Source organism: Brevundimonas sp. AAP58, assembly GCF_001295975.1.
Taxonomy (GTDB): domain Bacteria; phylum Pseudomonadota; class Alphaproteobacteria; order Caulobacterales; family Caulobacteraceae; genus Brevundimonas.
Window position 1 is genome coordinate 1 of sequence record NZ_LJHU01000121.1, and the last position, 14,651, is coordinate 14,651.

The 14,651-nt window shown below is 69.8% G+C and carries 15 protein-coding genes; 5 read left to right on the forward strand and 10 right to left on the reverse strand.

The window, feature by feature from the left end:
- Nucleotides 1–24 precede the first annotated feature (24 nt).
- Complete coding sequence (ccmA, locus tag IP78_RS13890) at nucleotides 25–642, forward strand: heme ABC exporter ATP-binding protein CcmA (RefSeq protein WP_054112259.1); 618 nt, start codon at nucleotides 25–27, stop codon at nucleotides 640–642.
- The gene (gene ccmB, locus IP78_RS13895; RefSeq protein WP_054112260.1) at nucleotides 639–1,304 is read left to right on the forward strand and encodes a heme exporter protein CcmB; all 666 of its coding nucleotides are present in this window, start codon (nucleotides 639–641) and stop codon (nucleotides 1,302–1,304) included. Before ccmA ends, ccmB begins: the two co-directional genes overlap by 4 nt.
- 8 nt (nucleotides 1,305–1,312) lie before the next feature.
- On the opposite strand, the gene IP78_RS13900 is transcribed toward ccmB, so the two are convergent.
- Nucleotides 1,313–1,630 (reverse strand): hypothetical protein, encoded by a 318-nt coding sequence (locus IP78_RS13900; protein ID WP_054112261.1) that lies wholly within the window; start codon nucleotides 1,628–1,630, stop codon nucleotides 1,313–1,315.
- A gap of 209 nt (nucleotides 1,631–1,839) precedes the next feature.
- Here IP78_RS13900 and IP78_RS13905 point away from each other — a divergent pair, with 209 nt between their 5' ends.
- Genes IP78_RS13905 through IP78_RS13915 form a run of 3 tightly spaced genes read left to right on the forward strand, consistent with a single transcriptional unit; the run spans nucleotide 1,840 to nucleotide 5,349 of the window.
- Nucleotides 1,840–2,697 (forward strand): alpha/beta hydrolase, encoded by an 858-nt coding sequence (locus IP78_RS13905; protein ID WP_054112262.1) that lies wholly within the window; start codon nucleotides 1,840–1,842, stop codon nucleotides 2,695–2,697.
- A gap of 54 nt (nucleotides 2,698–2,751) precedes the next feature.
- Complete coding sequence (locus tag IP78_RS13910) at nucleotides 2,752–3,846, forward strand: hypothetical protein (RefSeq protein ID WP_054112263.1); 1,095 nt, start codon at nucleotides 2,752–2,754, stop codon at nucleotides 3,844–3,846.
- Nucleotides 3,847–3,903: 57 nt separating this feature from the next.
- A complete protein-coding gene (locus tag IP78_RS13915) occupies nucleotides 3,904–5,349 on the forward strand; it encodes an AMP nucleosidase (protein WP_369814701.1) in 1,446 nt (481 codons plus the stop codon).
- Nucleotides 5,350–5,352: 3 nt separating this feature from the next.
- On the opposite strand, the gene IP78_RS13920 is transcribed toward IP78_RS13915, so the two are convergent.
- From IP78_RS13920 to IP78_RS13960, 9 genes are all read right to left on the reverse strand, one after another.
- Nucleotides 5,353–5,868 (reverse strand): periplasmic heavy metal sensor, encoded by a 516-nt coding sequence (locus IP78_RS13920; protein WP_054112265.1) that lies wholly within the window; start codon nucleotides 5,866–5,868, stop codon nucleotides 5,353–5,355.
- Nucleotides 5,865–6,290 (reverse strand): hypothetical protein, encoded by a 426-nt coding sequence (locus IP78_RS13925; protein WP_054112266.1) that lies wholly within the window; start codon nucleotides 6,288–6,290, stop codon nucleotides 5,865–5,867. Before IP78_RS13925 ends, IP78_RS13920 begins: the two co-directional genes overlap by 4 nt.
- The gene (locus IP78_RS13930; protein ID WP_054112267.1) at nucleotides 6,287–6,865 is read right to left on the reverse strand and encodes an RNA polymerase sigma factor; all 579 of its coding nucleotides are present in this window, start codon (nucleotides 6,863–6,865) and stop codon (nucleotides 6,287–6,289) included. Before IP78_RS13930 ends, IP78_RS13925 begins: the two co-directional genes overlap by 4 nt.
- A gap of 60 nt (nucleotides 6,866–6,925) precedes the next feature.
- Nucleotides 6,926–7,519 (reverse strand): EF-hand domain-containing protein, encoded by a 594-nt coding sequence (locus tag IP78_RS13935; RefSeq protein ID WP_054112268.1) that lies wholly within the window; start codon nucleotides 7,517–7,519, stop codon nucleotides 6,926–6,928.
- A gap of 76 nt (nucleotides 7,520–7,595) precedes the next feature.
- Entirely contained in the window at nucleotides 7,596–10,478 is a 2,883-nt protein-coding gene (locus tag IP78_RS13940) for a bifunctional [glutamine synthetase] adenylyltransferase/[glutamine synthetase]-adenylyl-L-tyrosine phosphorylase (protein WP_054112269.1), read from the reverse strand.
- Nucleotides 10,475–11,935, reverse strand: coding sequence for a HAMP domain-containing sensor histidine kinase (locus IP78_RS13945; RefSeq protein WP_054112270.1), 1,461 nt, complete (start codon nucleotides 11,933–11,935; stop codon nucleotides 10,475–10,477). The genes IP78_RS13940 and IP78_RS13945 overlap by 4 nt, the downstream gene beginning before the upstream one ends.
- A 3-nt stretch (nucleotides 11,936–11,938) precedes the next feature.
- Complete coding sequence (locus IP78_RS13950; RefSeq protein ID WP_054112271.1) at nucleotides 11,939–12,343, reverse strand: endonuclease domain-containing protein; 405 nt, start codon at nucleotides 12,341–12,343, stop codon at nucleotides 11,939–11,941.
- 98 nt (nucleotides 12,344–12,441) lie between these two features.
- Nucleotides 12,442–13,113: a response regulator transcription factor gene (locus tag IP78_RS13955; RefSeq protein ID WP_029415939.1), complete on the reverse strand. Its 672-nt coding sequence runs from the start codon at nucleotides 13,111–13,113 to the stop codon at nucleotides 12,442–12,444.
- A gap of 89 nt (nucleotides 13,114–13,202) precedes the next feature.
- A partial coding sequence (locus IP78_RS13960; protein WP_054112272.1) for a Do family serine endopeptidase occupies nucleotides 13,203–14,651 on the reverse strand: 1,449 nt, incomplete at its 5' end.

Here is a 14,651-nt window from a genome sequence, read left to right on the forward strand (position 1 = left end):
CCTTCTCCCGCAAGGGGAGAAGGGATGATCACCCGCCTCGCCCTCTCATCCCTGACCCTCGCCCGCGGCGAGCGCACGCTGTTCCGCGACCTGTCCCTGACCCTCAACGCCGGCGAGGCCGTCGCTCTGACGGGGGCCAACGGCGCGGGGAAGACGACGCTGCTGCGCGCCATCGCGGGATTCATTCGGCCGGAGACCGGAGAGATCGGCCTCACCACCTCCGACGGCGTAGACCTCGATCTGGCCGAGGCGCGGGGTCGCCATATGCACATGCTCGGCCATCTGGAGGGTCTGAAGGGTGCGCGGACGGCCCGCGAAGAGCTGAGCTTTCAGGCGCGCTGGCTCGGCGGCAACGCGATCGACGAAGCGGTCTCAGTCATGGGCCTGAAGCCATTGCTGGACTTGGAGGTCCGCAAGCTCTCGGCGGGTCAGCGGCGGCGTCTGGCGCTGGCCCGCCTGATCGCGGCGCCCCGACCGCTGTGGCTGCTCGACGAACCGCTCAGCCCGCTCGACGCGCGCTGGCGCGAGGCGGCAGGCGAAGTCATGCGGCGTCACCTCGACGGTGGAGGGCTGATCCTGGCGGCGGTGCATGACCCGCTGCCGATCCAGACACGGTCGCTGGATCTGGGAGCCTGCCGGTGAGCGCGGCGGGCGTCCTCTTCCGACGCGAGCTGGCCCTGGCCTGGGGTGGCGGCGGGGGGCCGCTGCTGGCGTGCGGGTTCTTTGCCTGTCTGACGACCATCGTGCCGCTGGCGGCGGGGGGCGATCTGACGACGCTGAGACCCGTCGCGGCCGGGATCGCCTGGCTGGCGCTGGCCTTGGCATCGCTGCTGTCGCTGGAGCGGCTGTTCGAGCGGGATCTGGAGGACGGGGCGCTGGACCTCTTGGCGCTCGGCCCGTTGCCGCTGGAGGCCGTGGTCGGGATCAAGGCGCTGGCGCAGTGGCTGGCGACGGGGCTGCCGCTGGCGCTGGCGGCACCCATCGCAGCCCTGGCTCTGGGTCAGGCACCGGAGCTCGCGCTTCTGACCGCACTGGCGGCGCTGATCGGGGGGCTGGGGTTCGCCTTCACCGGCGCGCTCGGCGCGGCCCTGGCGCTGGGGGCCAAGCGGGGCGGCCTGCTGATCGCGATCGTGGTGTTGCCGCTGTTCATCCCGCCGGTCGTGTTCGGCGCGGGCGCTCTCACACGAGCGGCGGAGGGGCTGAGCCCCTGGCCGGCGATAGCGCTGCTGACGGCCTATGCGCTGTTCGCCGCCGTGATCGCCCCCCCGGCGGGCGCCGCGGCGATCCGCGGCGCCCAGGGGTAGTCAGGGCCTCAGCGAACGGCGGCGTAGGCCGTCAGCGTGGAGACCAGGCGGGCATGCTCGCGGGCCGTCATGCAACGCGGCGCGGCCCAGACCTGGCCAGTGGCGCGGGCCTGCAGCGCCTGTTCGGCGGTGACGAACTCCGGTGCCTGGCCATGCTCGCGGCGGAAGGCACGGCGCGTGGCGGCGTCGGTCTCGCAGATCATCACGACGCGCTCGGCACCGTCCGGAGCCCGCAGCGGAAGGTTCACCCGCTCCTGGGCCAGGGCGGGGGTCACGGCGGACGCGGCCAGCGTCAGGACGGCGGCGGACAGGGTCAAACGGTTCATGGCGGGCTCCTCCTCAGGCCCGAAAAAGCTCAGGGTCCGGAGGAATAATGAGCCCATTTCCGGCAATGTAAAGAAAATAAGACAACTGTGTCGCAGACAGATGAAGTTTCGCTCTTTCGTCATGGGCTTGGGACTGTCGCGAAAGGCCGCGATGGCGTGTCGCAGACCCGCGATTGAGCCGGATGGGCCTGTTGTGCGTATCTGCGGCCATGACCCGAAGAGGCCTGATCGCTCCCGCCCTTGGCATCCTCGCCGCCGCCTGCAGCCCGCTGGGGCTGCTCAATGCTGTCGGTCCGCGCGACCGGGGTGTGCGGCGCATCACGCGGTCGGTGGCGTATGGCGACCAAGCCCGCCAGACGATGGACGTCTATGCGCCCGACGGGGCCTCCGGTCTGCCGACGATCGTCTTCTTCTACGGCGGCGGCTGGGATTCGGGCTCCAAGGACCTGTACGGCTGGGCGGCGCAGGCCCTGGCGGCGCAAGGGTTCGTCGTCGCCCTGCCCGACTATCGCATCGTGCCAGACGTCGTGTTCCCGACCTTCGTCGAGGACGCCGCGATGGCGACCGCGCGCGCGGCGGAGCTGGCCCCGACGTGGGGCGGCGACCCTGACCGGCTGGGCGTCGCGGGCCACTCGGCGGGGGCGCATCTGGCCATGCTGGTCGCCCTGGATCGCCGCTACATGGCCCGCACCAGTCGACCGGACACGATCCGGGCGGCGGCGGGGCTGGCCGGTCCCTATGAGTTCCTGCCGTTCAACGTGGCGGCTTCCATCAACGCCTTTGGCCACGTCGAGGACCCGCTGCAGACCCAGCCCCTGACCTTTGCCCGGCCCGATGCGCCCCCGGTCTGGCTGGGGCATGGCACGGCCGACGTGACCGTGCATGACGAGGATTCCATATTGCTGGACGCCCAGCTGCGCGCGCTCGGCGCGCGCTCGGAGCTCAGGCTTTACCCGGACCTGACCCACGAGGACCTGATCGCGACCTTCTCACCGCTATTCCGCAAGAAGGCTCCGGTGCTGGCGGAGGTCTCTGACTTTTTCCATCGGACGCTGGGACCCCTCTAGGCACTGGGACCGATGCTCGACACAGTCGGCGCACGTTGTTCGCCGGAGAATGTCATGCGTCCGCTCGCCATCCTCGCCCTGCTGATTTCGGTCATCGTCGCTCCCGCTGCAGTGGCCCAGGAGACGGTGGAGGGCGCCTACCGCCGGGCGATGGCGGTCACGCCAACACCCACGACGCTGCGGCTCGAGCAGGAGGAGTGGCGGGCGCAGTGGACCGAGTACACGGAGGAACGGGCGGATCTCGAACGGTTCCGGGCGAACGAGCTGGAGCTGGCCACCCGTCGACACAGCGCCATCCGCGCCGCCCGCCCCGCGCTGTCGGGCCTGGCCTCGACCTGCGTCGACACCGCACTGGCGGGCTGCACGGTCGAGCGGATCGGCAGTCTCGCCCTGCCCGACGGAACCACGCTGTATTTCCAGGCCCAGTCGGGATCGTCGGACGATGTCGGCATGTCCGAGGCCCTGATCGTGCTGCAGACCGAAGGTCAGCGCCTGAAGCCGGTGATGTGGCTGTTCGGGCCGCTCGGCGTCATGGACCCCGAAGTGCATCAGGCGCGGGACGATAACGGCGAAGCCCTGGCCAAAGGGACCTATGTCGCCCTGCCCGCCTACGGCCAGGGCACGGGGATGCAATGGGTCGGGACGATGTTCCGCTGGAACGGGTCATCCGCGGCCCCGACCGAGATCGATGCGCGCTCCTGGCTGGCCGACCTCGCCGAGACACTGCCGCCCGGTCTCGCGGTCTGGAAGGGGCCGAGCTTCCGGTGGGATTACCTGATGGCTGAATCGAGCCTGTGGCAGGAGAGTGACGCCAACTGCTGCCCGACCGGCGGCAAGGTAGGCGTCGATCTCAAGGTCGAAGGTGATCGCCTGGTTCCCGGATATGTCTCCGTCACCGATGCGGTCCTGACGGTGGCACAGTCGGTCGACCCCGACGTCCTGCAATGGATCGCGCGCCAGCAGCAGTGCCAGCACTGGGCGGGAGAGGAGCCCTACGATGCCGAACGCGGGGCCCAGATCGGCGAAGCCGTGACCCGTCTGGGCTGTGAGTCCCTGGATGCAGAGGAAGGCCCCCTGCGCGCCCGCTTCGCGGACAACGTGGCGGTGACCGCTCTCTTCGACAGAGCCCGGGGACAAGCGCGACAGTAGCAAGGCCCGTCTCGCCAAGGTCACGATCCTCCGTTAGAGGAGGCCATGACAGAGCACATGACCAGGGCGCTGAGCGCGCCCGAGGCGCTGGATCGCCTCCAATCCCTCTACAACCAGGCCGTCGCCAATCTGCGGGAGGCGGTGCGGACCTATCTGAAGACCGGGCAGACACCGGACGCTGCGCTGAGGGCGAAAGGCCTGTTCTGCTATCCGCGCCTGCGCATGCGCTGGTTCGGCGAGCGCCCCGAGAACCTGGCCCAGCGCGCCTATGCCCGCATCTCGCGACCCGGCGTCTATTCCACCACCGTGACCCGGCCGGACCTGTTCGGCCCCTACCTCCTGCAACAGCTACGTCTGCTGGAAGCCGACTACGCTGCGACCTTCGAGGTCGAGCCGTCGGAGCAGGAAATCCCGTTTCCCTATGTGCTGGATGGCTCCGACGTGGTGCTGGACCGGTCAATGACCGCCGCCATCGCGCGACATTTCCCGACGACGGACCTGTCGCACATCGGCGACGAGATCTCCGACGGCCTGTTCGACCTGACCGAGGAGTTCCCGCTTTCGCAGTTCGACGGCCTGAGGACCGACTTCTCTCTGGCGCGGCTGCGGCACTACACCGGCACCCCGGTCGAGGATGTGCAGTCCTACATCCTGTTCACCAACTATCACCGCTACGTCGATGAGTTCGTGCGCTGGGCCTGCGCCCAGCTGGCCGATCCGAACTCCCCGTACGAAAGCCTGTCGTGCGCCGGCGGGGTCGTCATCGACCGCAGCAACCCCGATCCGGATCTCGCCATCGCCGACGCGGCGTGGCGCAAGCACCAGATGCCCGCCTATCACCTCAAGGTGCCGGGCTGGGAGGGCGTGACCCTGGTCAACATCGGGGTGGGGCCGTCCAACGCCAAGACGATCTGCGACCACCTGGCCGTCACCCGGCCGCACGCCTGGATGATGATCGGCCACTGCGGCGGCCTGAGACCCTCCCAGACCATCGGCGACTATGTGCTGGCCCACGCCTATCTGCGGGACGACCATGTGCTGGACGCCGTCCTGCCGCCGGACATCCCCATCCCCTCGATCGCCGAGGTCCAGCGCGCCCTCTACGACGCCGCCAAACAGGTCTCGGGCATGCCGGGCGAGGAGGTGAAGAAGCGGCTGCGGACCGGCACCGTGGTCACCACCGACGACCGGAACTGGGAGCTGCGCTATTCCAAGTCGGCGCTGCGCTTCAACCAGTCGCGCGCCGTCGCCATCGACATGGAGAGCGCCACCATCGCCGCACAAGGCTATCGTTTCCGGGTGCCCTACGGGACGCTGCTGTGCGTGTCGGACAAGCCGCTGCATGGCGAGATCAAGCTGCCGGGGCAGGCCAACCGCTTCTATGAGGGCTCGATCTCCGAGCACCTCCAGATCGGCATCCAGGCCGTGGACCTGCTGAGGAACGAGGGCGCGGGCCTGCATAGCCGCAAACTCCGCGCCTTCGACGAGCCGCCGTTCCGATAGGGATCAGGGCTGGGTCGTGCGCTCCTGACGAGGCTCACGGTCACGGCGTTCGCCGCCCCGGGCACGGCCGGCCAGAATGGCAGCGATGATCCGGCGGTCCTCGGGTTCCAGCGTCTCCATCAGGGCCAGGGCGTCGCCTTCCAGACGCGCCCGGCCCCGCGCCTCGGCCTCGCGCGATTGTGTCAGGAGCGCCTCGACACGTGACCGGTCGAAGGGTTCGACCTGGGCCGCCTCGACCGCTTCGGCCCGCGCCTGACGCGCCGCCTGGAAGTCGGGTCGGGCCGCAAGTCCGGCATCGCGCAAGCCCCGTCTGACGGTGCGCCGCACCTCCGGATCAAGGGAATCCAGCAGTTCCCGGGTCGAGGGACGGAACTGATCGGTTCGGCGCTGATCCAGCGCGCGTTCGATCTGCCTCTGGCCCGACAAGGCGGTCACAGCCGCCGTGGCCGCGAACAGATTGATCCCGACCGAAACGGCCAGGGCGATCCCAAGGACGATGGCGAGCAGGCGCGAACTCATCCCAGCACCGTGATGTCGTCGAGCCCGCCCACCGGGGACTGTTCCAGCACCAGGTCGAGTTGAATCTGACGCTCCAGATCACGGGTCAGGGTCATCCCGAAGACCACCCCGGCGCAGGCCGCCGCCGCCCAGCTGGCCCCGCCGATCCACAGCAGACGACGCAGTCCGGGCCAGGCCGCTCTTGCCTTCAAACCTGCCGCGTGGGCGGAGGCGATCACCCGGTCGCGCAAGTCGGTCGAAACCACGACGCGCGGGGCAGCATCGAGAGCAGCGTCCAGCTGGCGCGCCTCGAACAGGGCGCGTTCCGCTGCGTCCGGTTGGGTGCGTGCAAAGACTTCAGCCGCCTCGCGCTCAGCCGACGGCCAGCGACGCAGGTCGCCGCCCCAGGCCTCGGCCAGGTCTCGCATCCGGTCCGCGTTCATGGTTGTCCTCCTACCGCTTCCGGGGCGTTCGGCGCCAGATCGGCCAACGTCGCACGAAGGGTCCGGCGACCCCGCCCCAGAAGGCTCTCCAGCGCCTCGACGCTGACGCCCATCAACCCAGCCGCCTCGATGTTGCCCAGCTCCTGATAATGGCACAGCACGATGGCCTCGCGCTGGCGTTCAGGCAGGGCCTTCAACGCCGTGTCCACACGCGCGCCCAGTTCGGCCGCCAGCAGGCCGCGATCGGGCGCAGGACCCGGATCGGGCCGGTCCGGCGGCGCGTCCACCAGCACCTCGCGGCGACGACGCAGCCGATCGTAGCAGAGGTTCAGCGCCACCCGGTGCAGCCAGGTGTCGAACCTGGCCTTGCCTGGCGTCCAGCGCGGTGCCTGTTTCCAGGCCTTCATCATGGCCTCCTGCGCCACGTCCTCAGCCTCGACGGCGTCGCCCAGCATGCGCTGGGCGAGCGACAGCATGCGCGGCAGCTTGCGCGCCACCAGGGCCTGGATCGCCGCGGGATCGCCCTGACCCACGCGGCGCACCAGATCCTCGTCGGGGTCGACAACGGCCGCCAATCGGTCCCTTTCCGCGCGAAAGGAGCGGCCGGGCGAACCCGGCCAGTCCCGTCACCGACCCTACTCCGAAGCGGGCGCCGGACGCGACGCCCCACGCTGGGCGCGCCGTTCCGCCCTACGCTCCTGCATGGCTTCGCGCAGTCGAGCGGGCGCGGCCTGACGTTCGATCTCGCTCAGATAGCCATCACGGTCGGCGTCGAGCGTGGCGAAGGCCTCGGAGGCGCGAACGCGGGCCTGCTCGATCTGAACCGGCCCCTGGGCAAAGGCTCGACCGACGCGGCGCTGCTGGCCCTGCATCCGAGGGCCGCCGCGTCGGTTCGCCCGCTGTCCGGCACGCTCGGGGCGCGCGGCCTCGAACTCGGCCTGGCTGATGGAGCCGTTCCGGTCGGTGTCGAGGCGGGCGAACATCTGGCTACGGCGCTCGGCGCGGTTGGCCTGCCAGGCGGCCTGGGCCTCCTCGCGGGTAACCTGACCGTCGCGGTTGGCGTCGGCCTCGGTCAGGCGGGCGGTACGGGCAGTCACGAACTCGGCCTGGCTGACGCGGCCGTCGCCGTCGGTGTCCGCGCGGCCGAGGCCGCGTTGCTGCTGGGCGCTGGCGGTTCCGGCGAGAGCCAGGGCTCCGACGGCGACCAGGGTCAGGGTCTTGATCTTCATGTCTCGTCTCTCCGATGGGCGGCGGCGTGGCCCGCGCCCGTGTGTCCCCACTGAAGCTGTAACGGCGCTCGGCCGGCTATCCGTCGCGGAGAGGCGGCAAGGCGGCGTCAAAGGCGTCACGGGCCGCGGCGCGCACCTGTTCCAGTCGCTGGATCAGGGCGGGGAAATCCGCTTCACCCGCCGCCTCGGCCAGGCGGGCCCGGAAGGTTTCGGACTCGGCCTCTATATCCGCGCGATCATCGAAGGCGCAGGCCAGCAGCTGGGCCAGCCTCTGCTGGAGCCGCCAGGCGTCATGGAGCGGCGGATCGTTCGCGAGCTGCGCCAGCGTCGACACCACCAGCGGCCTGCCGGACGCCGCCGCCTGCAGTTGCCGGAACTGGCCCACGAACTCGGCATCGACCAGGCCACCGGGCGCGAGCTTCAGGTCCCAGAAGCCCTCTGGCCGACGCTCGCGCGCCATCAGGTCGCGCATGGCCCGGACGTCGGCCGCCACGTCGACGCCGGGACGGGGGCGGCGCAGGGCCTGTTCTATCGCCCCGGCGGCCCGGTCGGCGAAGGCCGGGTCGCTGGCCCACACGACCCGCGCCCGGGTCAGGGCCATGAACTCCCACGTCGCGGCCTCCGAGCCATAATAGCCATCCAGCCCCGACAGCCTGACCGCCACCGGACCCTTGGACCCGGAGGGTCTCAGGCGCATGTCGACCTCATAGAGCCCACCCTCGGCTGTATGAGCCGAAAGGGCCGAGATCAGCCGCTGGGTGAAGCGGACATAGAAGACATCGGCCGCCCAGCCCTTCGTCGCCGACGTCGCCTCCGGCGGAGCGTCATAGACGGTCATCAGATCCAGGTCCGACGCCGCCGTCATCTCGCCGGAGCCGGCCTTGCCGAGCGCGATCACGGCGACCGCCCCGGCCATCGCCCCACCCAGCCGCTCCGTCTCGGCCAGGGCCGCCGCCGACAGGGTCCGCATGACCGCGTCCGCCAGATTGGTGAAGCCCTGTCCCGCGACCTGCGGCCGGATCCGGCCCGACAGGCACTGCATGGCGATGCGGAAGACCTGCTCACGGTGCAGGCGACGCACGGCGTTCATCGCCCCTTCGAAGTCCCCCGCCTCGCCGGCCTCGGCCGCCATCTGATCAAATAGGCCGGTATTGACGCCCAGCTCGGTCTCGAACCGCGCGTCCAGCATGGAATCCAGCGCGGCGGGATAGCGTCCGAGGGTCCGCGCCAGCCTCGGGGCAAAGGCCATGACCCCGATGATCCGCTCGAACAGTTCGGGCTGATTCAGGAACAGGGCCTGGACCTGCACGCCCGCCGACAAGCCCGCGAAAAAGACCGAGAAACGACGGAAAGCCGCATCGGCCGAGCCCGTCCTGGCGACAGCCGTCAGCAACCGGGGAGCCAGCCGGGTGAACAGCTCCCTCCCCCGCGCCGAGCGCGTGGCGGGAATGCGGCCGTGGTGCCAGGAGCGGATGGCGTCGGACACCGCCGCCGGGTCAGAAAAGCCCATGCGCGCCAGGGTCGCGAGGGTCTCGGGATCATTCTCGACGCCGGTGAAGACGAGGCTGCCGAACTCCGAAGACAGCTGCTCCTCGCCCTCGAACAGGTCGCCGTAGCGGCGGTTGACGCCGACCAGCAGGGCCTCGACCTCGGTATCGAAGGCGGTCAGGTCGCCGTGGCCGGACAGGGCGGCGACGGCCGCGCGGCGAGCCGGGTCTTGGGGCAGGATGTGGGTCTGCTCGTCATCAAGCATCTGCACACGGTGCTCCAGCGCGCGGAGCCGTTCGTAGGACGCGGTCAGTTCGGCCGCGACATCAGCCGGGACGTGCCCTTTCGCGGCCAGCGCTGCCAGGGCGTCGACCGTGCGCGGGGATCGGAGCGACGGGTCGCGTCCGCCGAGGATCAGCTGCTGGGTCTGGGCGTAGAACTCGATCTCGCGGATGCCGCCGCGCCCTAGCTTGAGGTTGGCGCCGGCCGCCTCGAGCCCCTCGCCGGTCTTGTGGACGTGGATCTGTCGCTTGATCGACTGGATGTCGAGGATGGCCTGATAGTCCAGGCTGCGGCGCCAGACGAAGGGGGTCAGGGCCTTCAGGAAGTCGGCGCCTTCCGCCAGGTCGCCGATGGCCGGGCGGGCCTTGATGAAGGCGGCGCGCTCCCAGTTCTGGCCGACGCCTTCGTAATAGTCGAGCGCCATCGGCACGGCCACGACCGGCGGGGTCGAGGACGGGTCGGGCCGCAGCCGCAGGTCCACGCGGAAGACATAGCCGTCACCCGTCCGCTCCTGCATCAGCTGGGCGAAGGCCTGGGCGAGGCGGTCGAGGAACCGTTGGGGCTCCACCCCTTCGGCCAGCGCCGGAACGAGAATGTCCGGCTCCCAGAACAGGCTGATGTCGATGTCGGAGGAGTAGTTGAGCTCGTTCGCCCCATGCTTTCCCATGGCCAGGCCGAACAGGCCGGGCACAGGGCCGCGCGGGTCGTCGGCGGCGGAAATGAGCTTGCCGCGCTCGCGCTGATCGTGGGCGACGGCGCGAAGCGCGGCTGCGGCGGAGGCGTCGGCGAAACGGCTGAGGGCGGCGGTCACCTGATCCAGCGACCAGACCCCGCCAAGGTCGGCCAGGGCGGTGAGAAGATGCAGTTCGCCCTTGAGCCGGCGGAGCGGTGCCTTCACCTCATCGGCCCCACCCGAGAGAGCGTCGGTGCGGGCGAGGATGTCGTCCAGCCGCGCGTCCGGCCCGTCCTCGAGGATGGCCGCCAGACGATCCGGCCAGCGCCGCATCAGCCCGGCGAGATAGGGCGACGCCGCGACCACGGGCTCCAGTGCGGGCGTCGCCGCCTCCAGCGGTTCGATCCAGCCGCTAGAAGCCGCCGCCTGCCGGACCGGCTCAAGCGCGCGCGAGGCCGCTTCGGCGTCGACGACGGGACCGCAGGGTTGCAACTGCGGCCCGAGCGCCTCGCTCACGCCGCGCTCGCGGGCGGCAGGATCAGGGCGACGCGCAGGCCCGGACCGTAGCCGCCATAGACGCCCGGTCCCTCATCCAGCTGGATGCGGCCCATGTGGGCCTCCATGACCGCACCGACGAGTGACAGGCCCAGGCCTGAGCCGGCCTCGGTGCGGCTGTTGTCCAGGCGGACGAAGCGCTGGATGACGCGCTCGCGGTCCTCCTCCGGCACACCCGGGCCGGTGTCGGTGACGGAGTACTCGATCTCGCCCGACGAGCGGCGCCGCGCCCGCAGCTTCACCGCCCCACCGGTCGGGGTGTATTTGATCGCATTGTCGATGACGTTGGCGAGCGCCTGGGCCAGGAACGGGCGGGCTCCGTGGACATGCAGGCCCGTCTCGATCTCGGCGGAGAAATCCAGGCCCTTGTCCTCGGCGGCGGGCTGGTACAGCTCGGCCATGTCGGCGGCGAGGTCGGCGGCGTCGAACACCTCGGCGTCCGGCACCTGGCCCGCCGCCGCCTGAAGCCGGGCGATGGCGAGCACGGTGTTGAAGGTCTTGAGCAGGGCATCGGCCTCGTCCAGCGCGACCTGAAGCGCATCGACCCCGTCGACCTTGCCGCTTTCGGCGTCGATCAAGGCGACCTCGAGCTTGGCCCGCATGCGGGTGAGCGGCGAGCGCAGGTCATGGGCGATGGCGTCGCCGGCGTGCCGGATGGCGGCCATGGAGGCCTGCAGCCGGTCCAGCATGCGGTTCAGCCCGGCACCGAGTTCGTCCAGTTCATCGCCCGAGTTCCTGACCGGCACACGGGCCTTCAGGTCGCCGTCCTGCACGGCCGTGACGACGGTGTTCAGGCGGCCCATGGCGCGCTCGACATTGCGGCTGATCAGAAGGCCGCCGCCCGCGCCCAGCAGCAGCACCATGCCCATGGCCATCCACAGCGCCTGGGTCAGGCGGCCGAGGTAGGCCTCGGTGTCCCCCAGGTCCTTGCCCACGAACAGCATCTGGCCATTCGAGAGGGTCGTCTGGAGGCCATAGACGTCCTTGCGGACCACGCGACCCTCGGGGTCGGTATCGGTGAAGCGGAAGGTCGACCAGACATCACCGCCCGTATAGTTCGGGATCGGCGAGGCGTTCAGGACCTGGGCGGTATCGCCGCCGTCCTCGTCGCGCGCGAAGACGCCCAGGGTGCCGGTGATGCGGGAACTGTCCCGCTCCATGTAGAGATACAGGAAGTTGCCGCCCGACAGGATGCGGTCGATCAGGGCCTGGTTCAGCGCATCGGGTCCGCGTTCACGGAAGATGGCGCTGAGGGTGCCGTGCTCCTGCTCCACGGCCTTCCTCGCCTGCGCCTGGGCCTCCGACGCCGAGGCGACATAGACATAGGCCAGGATCGCGCTGGCCGCCGCCGCGAACAGCGCCAGGAACAGCAGCGTCAGCCGGAAGGGCGTGCGGCGAAAGAGTGAGGGGAGGCGCATCGGTCAGGCCATAGCCTCTCCCTCCCCCTGCGGGGGAGGGTGGTCGGAGCGAAGCGGAGACCGGGTGGGGCGGGCAAGGCAAGCCGCACGCACCTCTGCGACCACGGCGTCCAGCTGATCTCTTACAGCCAGATTATCGAACCGCAGCGTTTGCAGACCCTCTCGCGCTAGGACAGCATCGCGGACACGATCCTTTCGCGCCCGGTTCTGGGAGGTGTGCGAACCGCCATCGACCTCGACGACAACACCGCGTGACCAGCAGAAGAAGTCGAGGAAGTAGCCGCGTAGCGGGGCCTGTCTGCGGAAATGCAGGCCGTCTGCGCGGAGACGCCGCAACGCCACCCACAGCCGGGCCTCAGCCGGAGTGAGCGCCTTTCGCATCGCGCGGGCTTTGGCGATGATCGCCATGAGGCGTGAAGCTCCAAGAACTGCCTGTGTGTCGCCTTGCCGTCCCCACCCGGCCGCTTTGCGGCCACCCTCCCCCGAGGGGGAGGGAAAAAGGGCGGCTACGCTTCCAGTCTGTATCCGGCCCCTCTGACCGTCTGGAGCATCGCCCGGTCGAAGCCCTTGTCGATCTTGGAGCGCAGGCGGCTGATGTGGACGTCGATGACGTTGGTCTGGGGGTCGAAGTGGTACTCCCACACCTTCTCCAGCAGCATGGTACGGGTCACCGACTGGCCGGCGTGGCGCATCAGGAACTCCAGGAGCTGGAACTCGCGCGGCTGCAGGTCGATCTCGGTCGTGCCACGATGCACGGTGCGGGCGATCAGGTTCATCTCCAGGTCGCCGACCTTCAGCACCGTCTGGACGCCGCCGGTCTCGCGACGGCGCGACAGAGCCTCGACCCGGGCGATCAGCTCGGCAAACGCATAGGGCTTGACCAGATAGTCGTCGCCGCCGGCCTTCAGGCCCGTGATGCGGTCCTCGACCTCGCCCATGGCGGACAGGAACAGGACCGGGGTCTGGTCGCCGTTCTTCCTCAGGGTCTCGACCATGCCGATGCCGTCCAGCCGGGGCATCATGCGATCGACCACATAGACGTCCCAGTCGCCCTTCTGCGCCTCCAGCAGCCCATAGGCGCCGTCGATGGCGTGGGAGACCACATGGCCGGCCTCGGTCAGGCCGCGCACCATGGCCTGTGCCGCTTCGGCGTCGTCCTCGACCACCAGAATCTTCATGGCGAGCCCCTCCCGGAATCAAAATCGCCGCCGACGGTAGCCCATCGGCGGCGACTTAGGGAGTTAAGCCTTGTTCAGGGTCGGGACGGTTAGTTGTCCGAGAGTTCGAGGACGAACGGCCGGTTGCCTTGGGGCGTGCGGAACAGCACCAGGATGCTGTCGCGGTTGGCCGCGCGGGCGGCGGCTATCGCCGAACGGAAGTCCGCAGCCGTGGCAACGGGTCGTCCGTTGACCTGCAGGATCACCGTGCCGACCGGCACCTGCGCGCGGCCAGCCTCCGACCTCTCGGCGACGGCCGTGATGACCAGTCCTCGTACACCCTCCGCAATGGAATAGCGTTCACGCAGCGCGTCGGTCAGCGGCGCGACGGTCATGCCTTCGACCAGCTCGCCGGCGGGGGCCTGCGGACGGTTGGGCTGGACCCCGCCCTCGCTCTGGTCTTGTCCTGGCAGCCCGGCGTTCACATCCGAAGGACGGGTGCCGGAGCGGACGTTGATGGTCTGGCGACGACCTTCGCGGATGATCTCGAGGCGCAAAGTGTCACCCGGCGCGGCCTGTCCCACCCGGCGGGTGAGTTCGGTTGAGCTGGTGATGCGCTGGCCGTTCAGCGCGACGACGACATCGCTTTCCCTCAGACCCGCCTGAGCTGCCGGTCCGCCCGGTGTGACCTCGGCGATGTAGGCCCCTTCCTGATCCTCGGACAGGCCCAGCGGCGCACGGTACTCGTCGAGCAAATTGGAGATCTGCACGCCCAGATAGCCGCGCTGGATCGTCTCGCCGCGCATCAGGCGTTCGGTCACCGGCTTGGCGATCGAGGCCGGGATGGCGAAGCCGATGCCGACCGAGCCACCCGTCGGCGAGAAGATCGCCGAGTTCACGCCGATCACCCGGCCGTAGATGTCGAAGGTCGGGCCGCCCGAGTTGCCCCGGTTGATGGCGGCGTCGATCTGAAGATAGTCGGTGTAAGGCGTGCGGCTGTCGGAGATGTCGCGCGCGCGCGCCGAGACGATGCCCGCCGTGGCCGTGCCGCCCAGGCCAAAGGGATTGCCCACCGCGATGACCCAGTCGCCGACGCGCGGATCGGCGTCTTCCTCGAAGCTGACGAAGGGGAAGTTCGAGCCCTCGACCTTCAGCACGGCCAGATCGGTGTCGGCGTCGCGGCCGACCAGTCGGGCCTCCAGCTCGCGCTCATCGGCCAGCCGGACCGTGATCCGCGTCGCGTTCTCGACGACGTGGTTGTTGGTGACGATGAAGCCGTCGGCCGAGATGAAGAAGCCCGAGCCCGCGCCCTGGGCGGTCGGTCCCTCGTCCTCGTCGGTACCCGGAGGCGTCTGGCCTTCCGGCAGGCGGAAGCCGAAGCCGGGCGGGAAGCCGGGGATCTGAACCAGGCCCTGCGGCCGGTTGATGCGCGTCTCCACGTCGATCTGCACCACCGCCGGGGACACCTGGTCGAAGATGTCGGCGAAGCTGAGCGGCGCGCCCTGCGGCGGGGCGAAGGCGAGACCGGCGGCGCCCGCCGAGGGGACCAGCCGACCCGC

Excerpts from the sequence above, each read along its gene's own strand:
- IP78_RS13920 (WP_054112265.1), bottom strand. The coding sequence starts at position 5,868 with ATGAGTTCGCGCCTGCTCGCCATCGTCCTTGGGATCGCCCTGGCCGTT.
- IP78_RS13950 (WP_054112271.1), bottom strand. The coding sequence starts at position 12,343 with ATGGCGATCATCGCCAAAGCCCGCGCGATGCGAAAGGCGCTCACTCCG.
- ccmA (WP_054112259.1), top strand. The coding sequence starts at position 25 with ATGATCACCCGCCTCGCCCTCTCATCCCTGACCCTCGCCCGCGGCGAG.
- IP78_RS13955 (WP_029415939.1), bottom strand. The coding sequence starts at position 13,113 with ATGAAGATTCTGGTGGTCGAGGACGACGCCGAAGCGGCACAGGCCATG.
- IP78_RS13925 (WP_054112266.1), bottom strand. The coding sequence starts at position 6,290 with ATGAACGCGGACCGGATGCGAGACCTGGCCGAGGCCTGGGGCGGCGAC.
- IP78_RS13945 (WP_054112270.1), bottom strand. The coding sequence starts at position 11,935 with ATGCGCCTCCCCTCACTCTTTCGCCGCACGCCCTTCCGGCTGACGCTG.
- IP78_RS13915 (WP_369814701.1), top strand. The coding sequence starts at position 3,904 with ATGACCAGGGCGCTGAGCGCGCCCGAGGCGCTGGATCGCCTCCAATCC.
- IP78_RS13910 (WP_054112263.1), top strand. The coding sequence starts at position 2,752 with ATGCGTCCGCTCGCCATCCTCGCCCTGCTGATTTCGGTCATCGTCGCT.
- IP78_RS13905 (WP_054112262.1), top strand. The coding sequence starts at position 1,840 with ATGACCCGAAGAGGCCTGATCGCTCCCGCCCTTGGCATCCTCGCCGCC.
- IP78_RS13900 (WP_054112261.1), bottom strand. The coding sequence starts at position 1,630 with ATGAACCGTTTGACCCTGTCCGCCGCCGTCCTGACGCTGGCCGCGTCC.
- IP78_RS13935 (WP_054112268.1), bottom strand. The coding sequence starts at position 7,519 with ATGAAGATCAAGACCCTGACCCTGGTCGCCGTCGGAGCCCTGGCTCTC.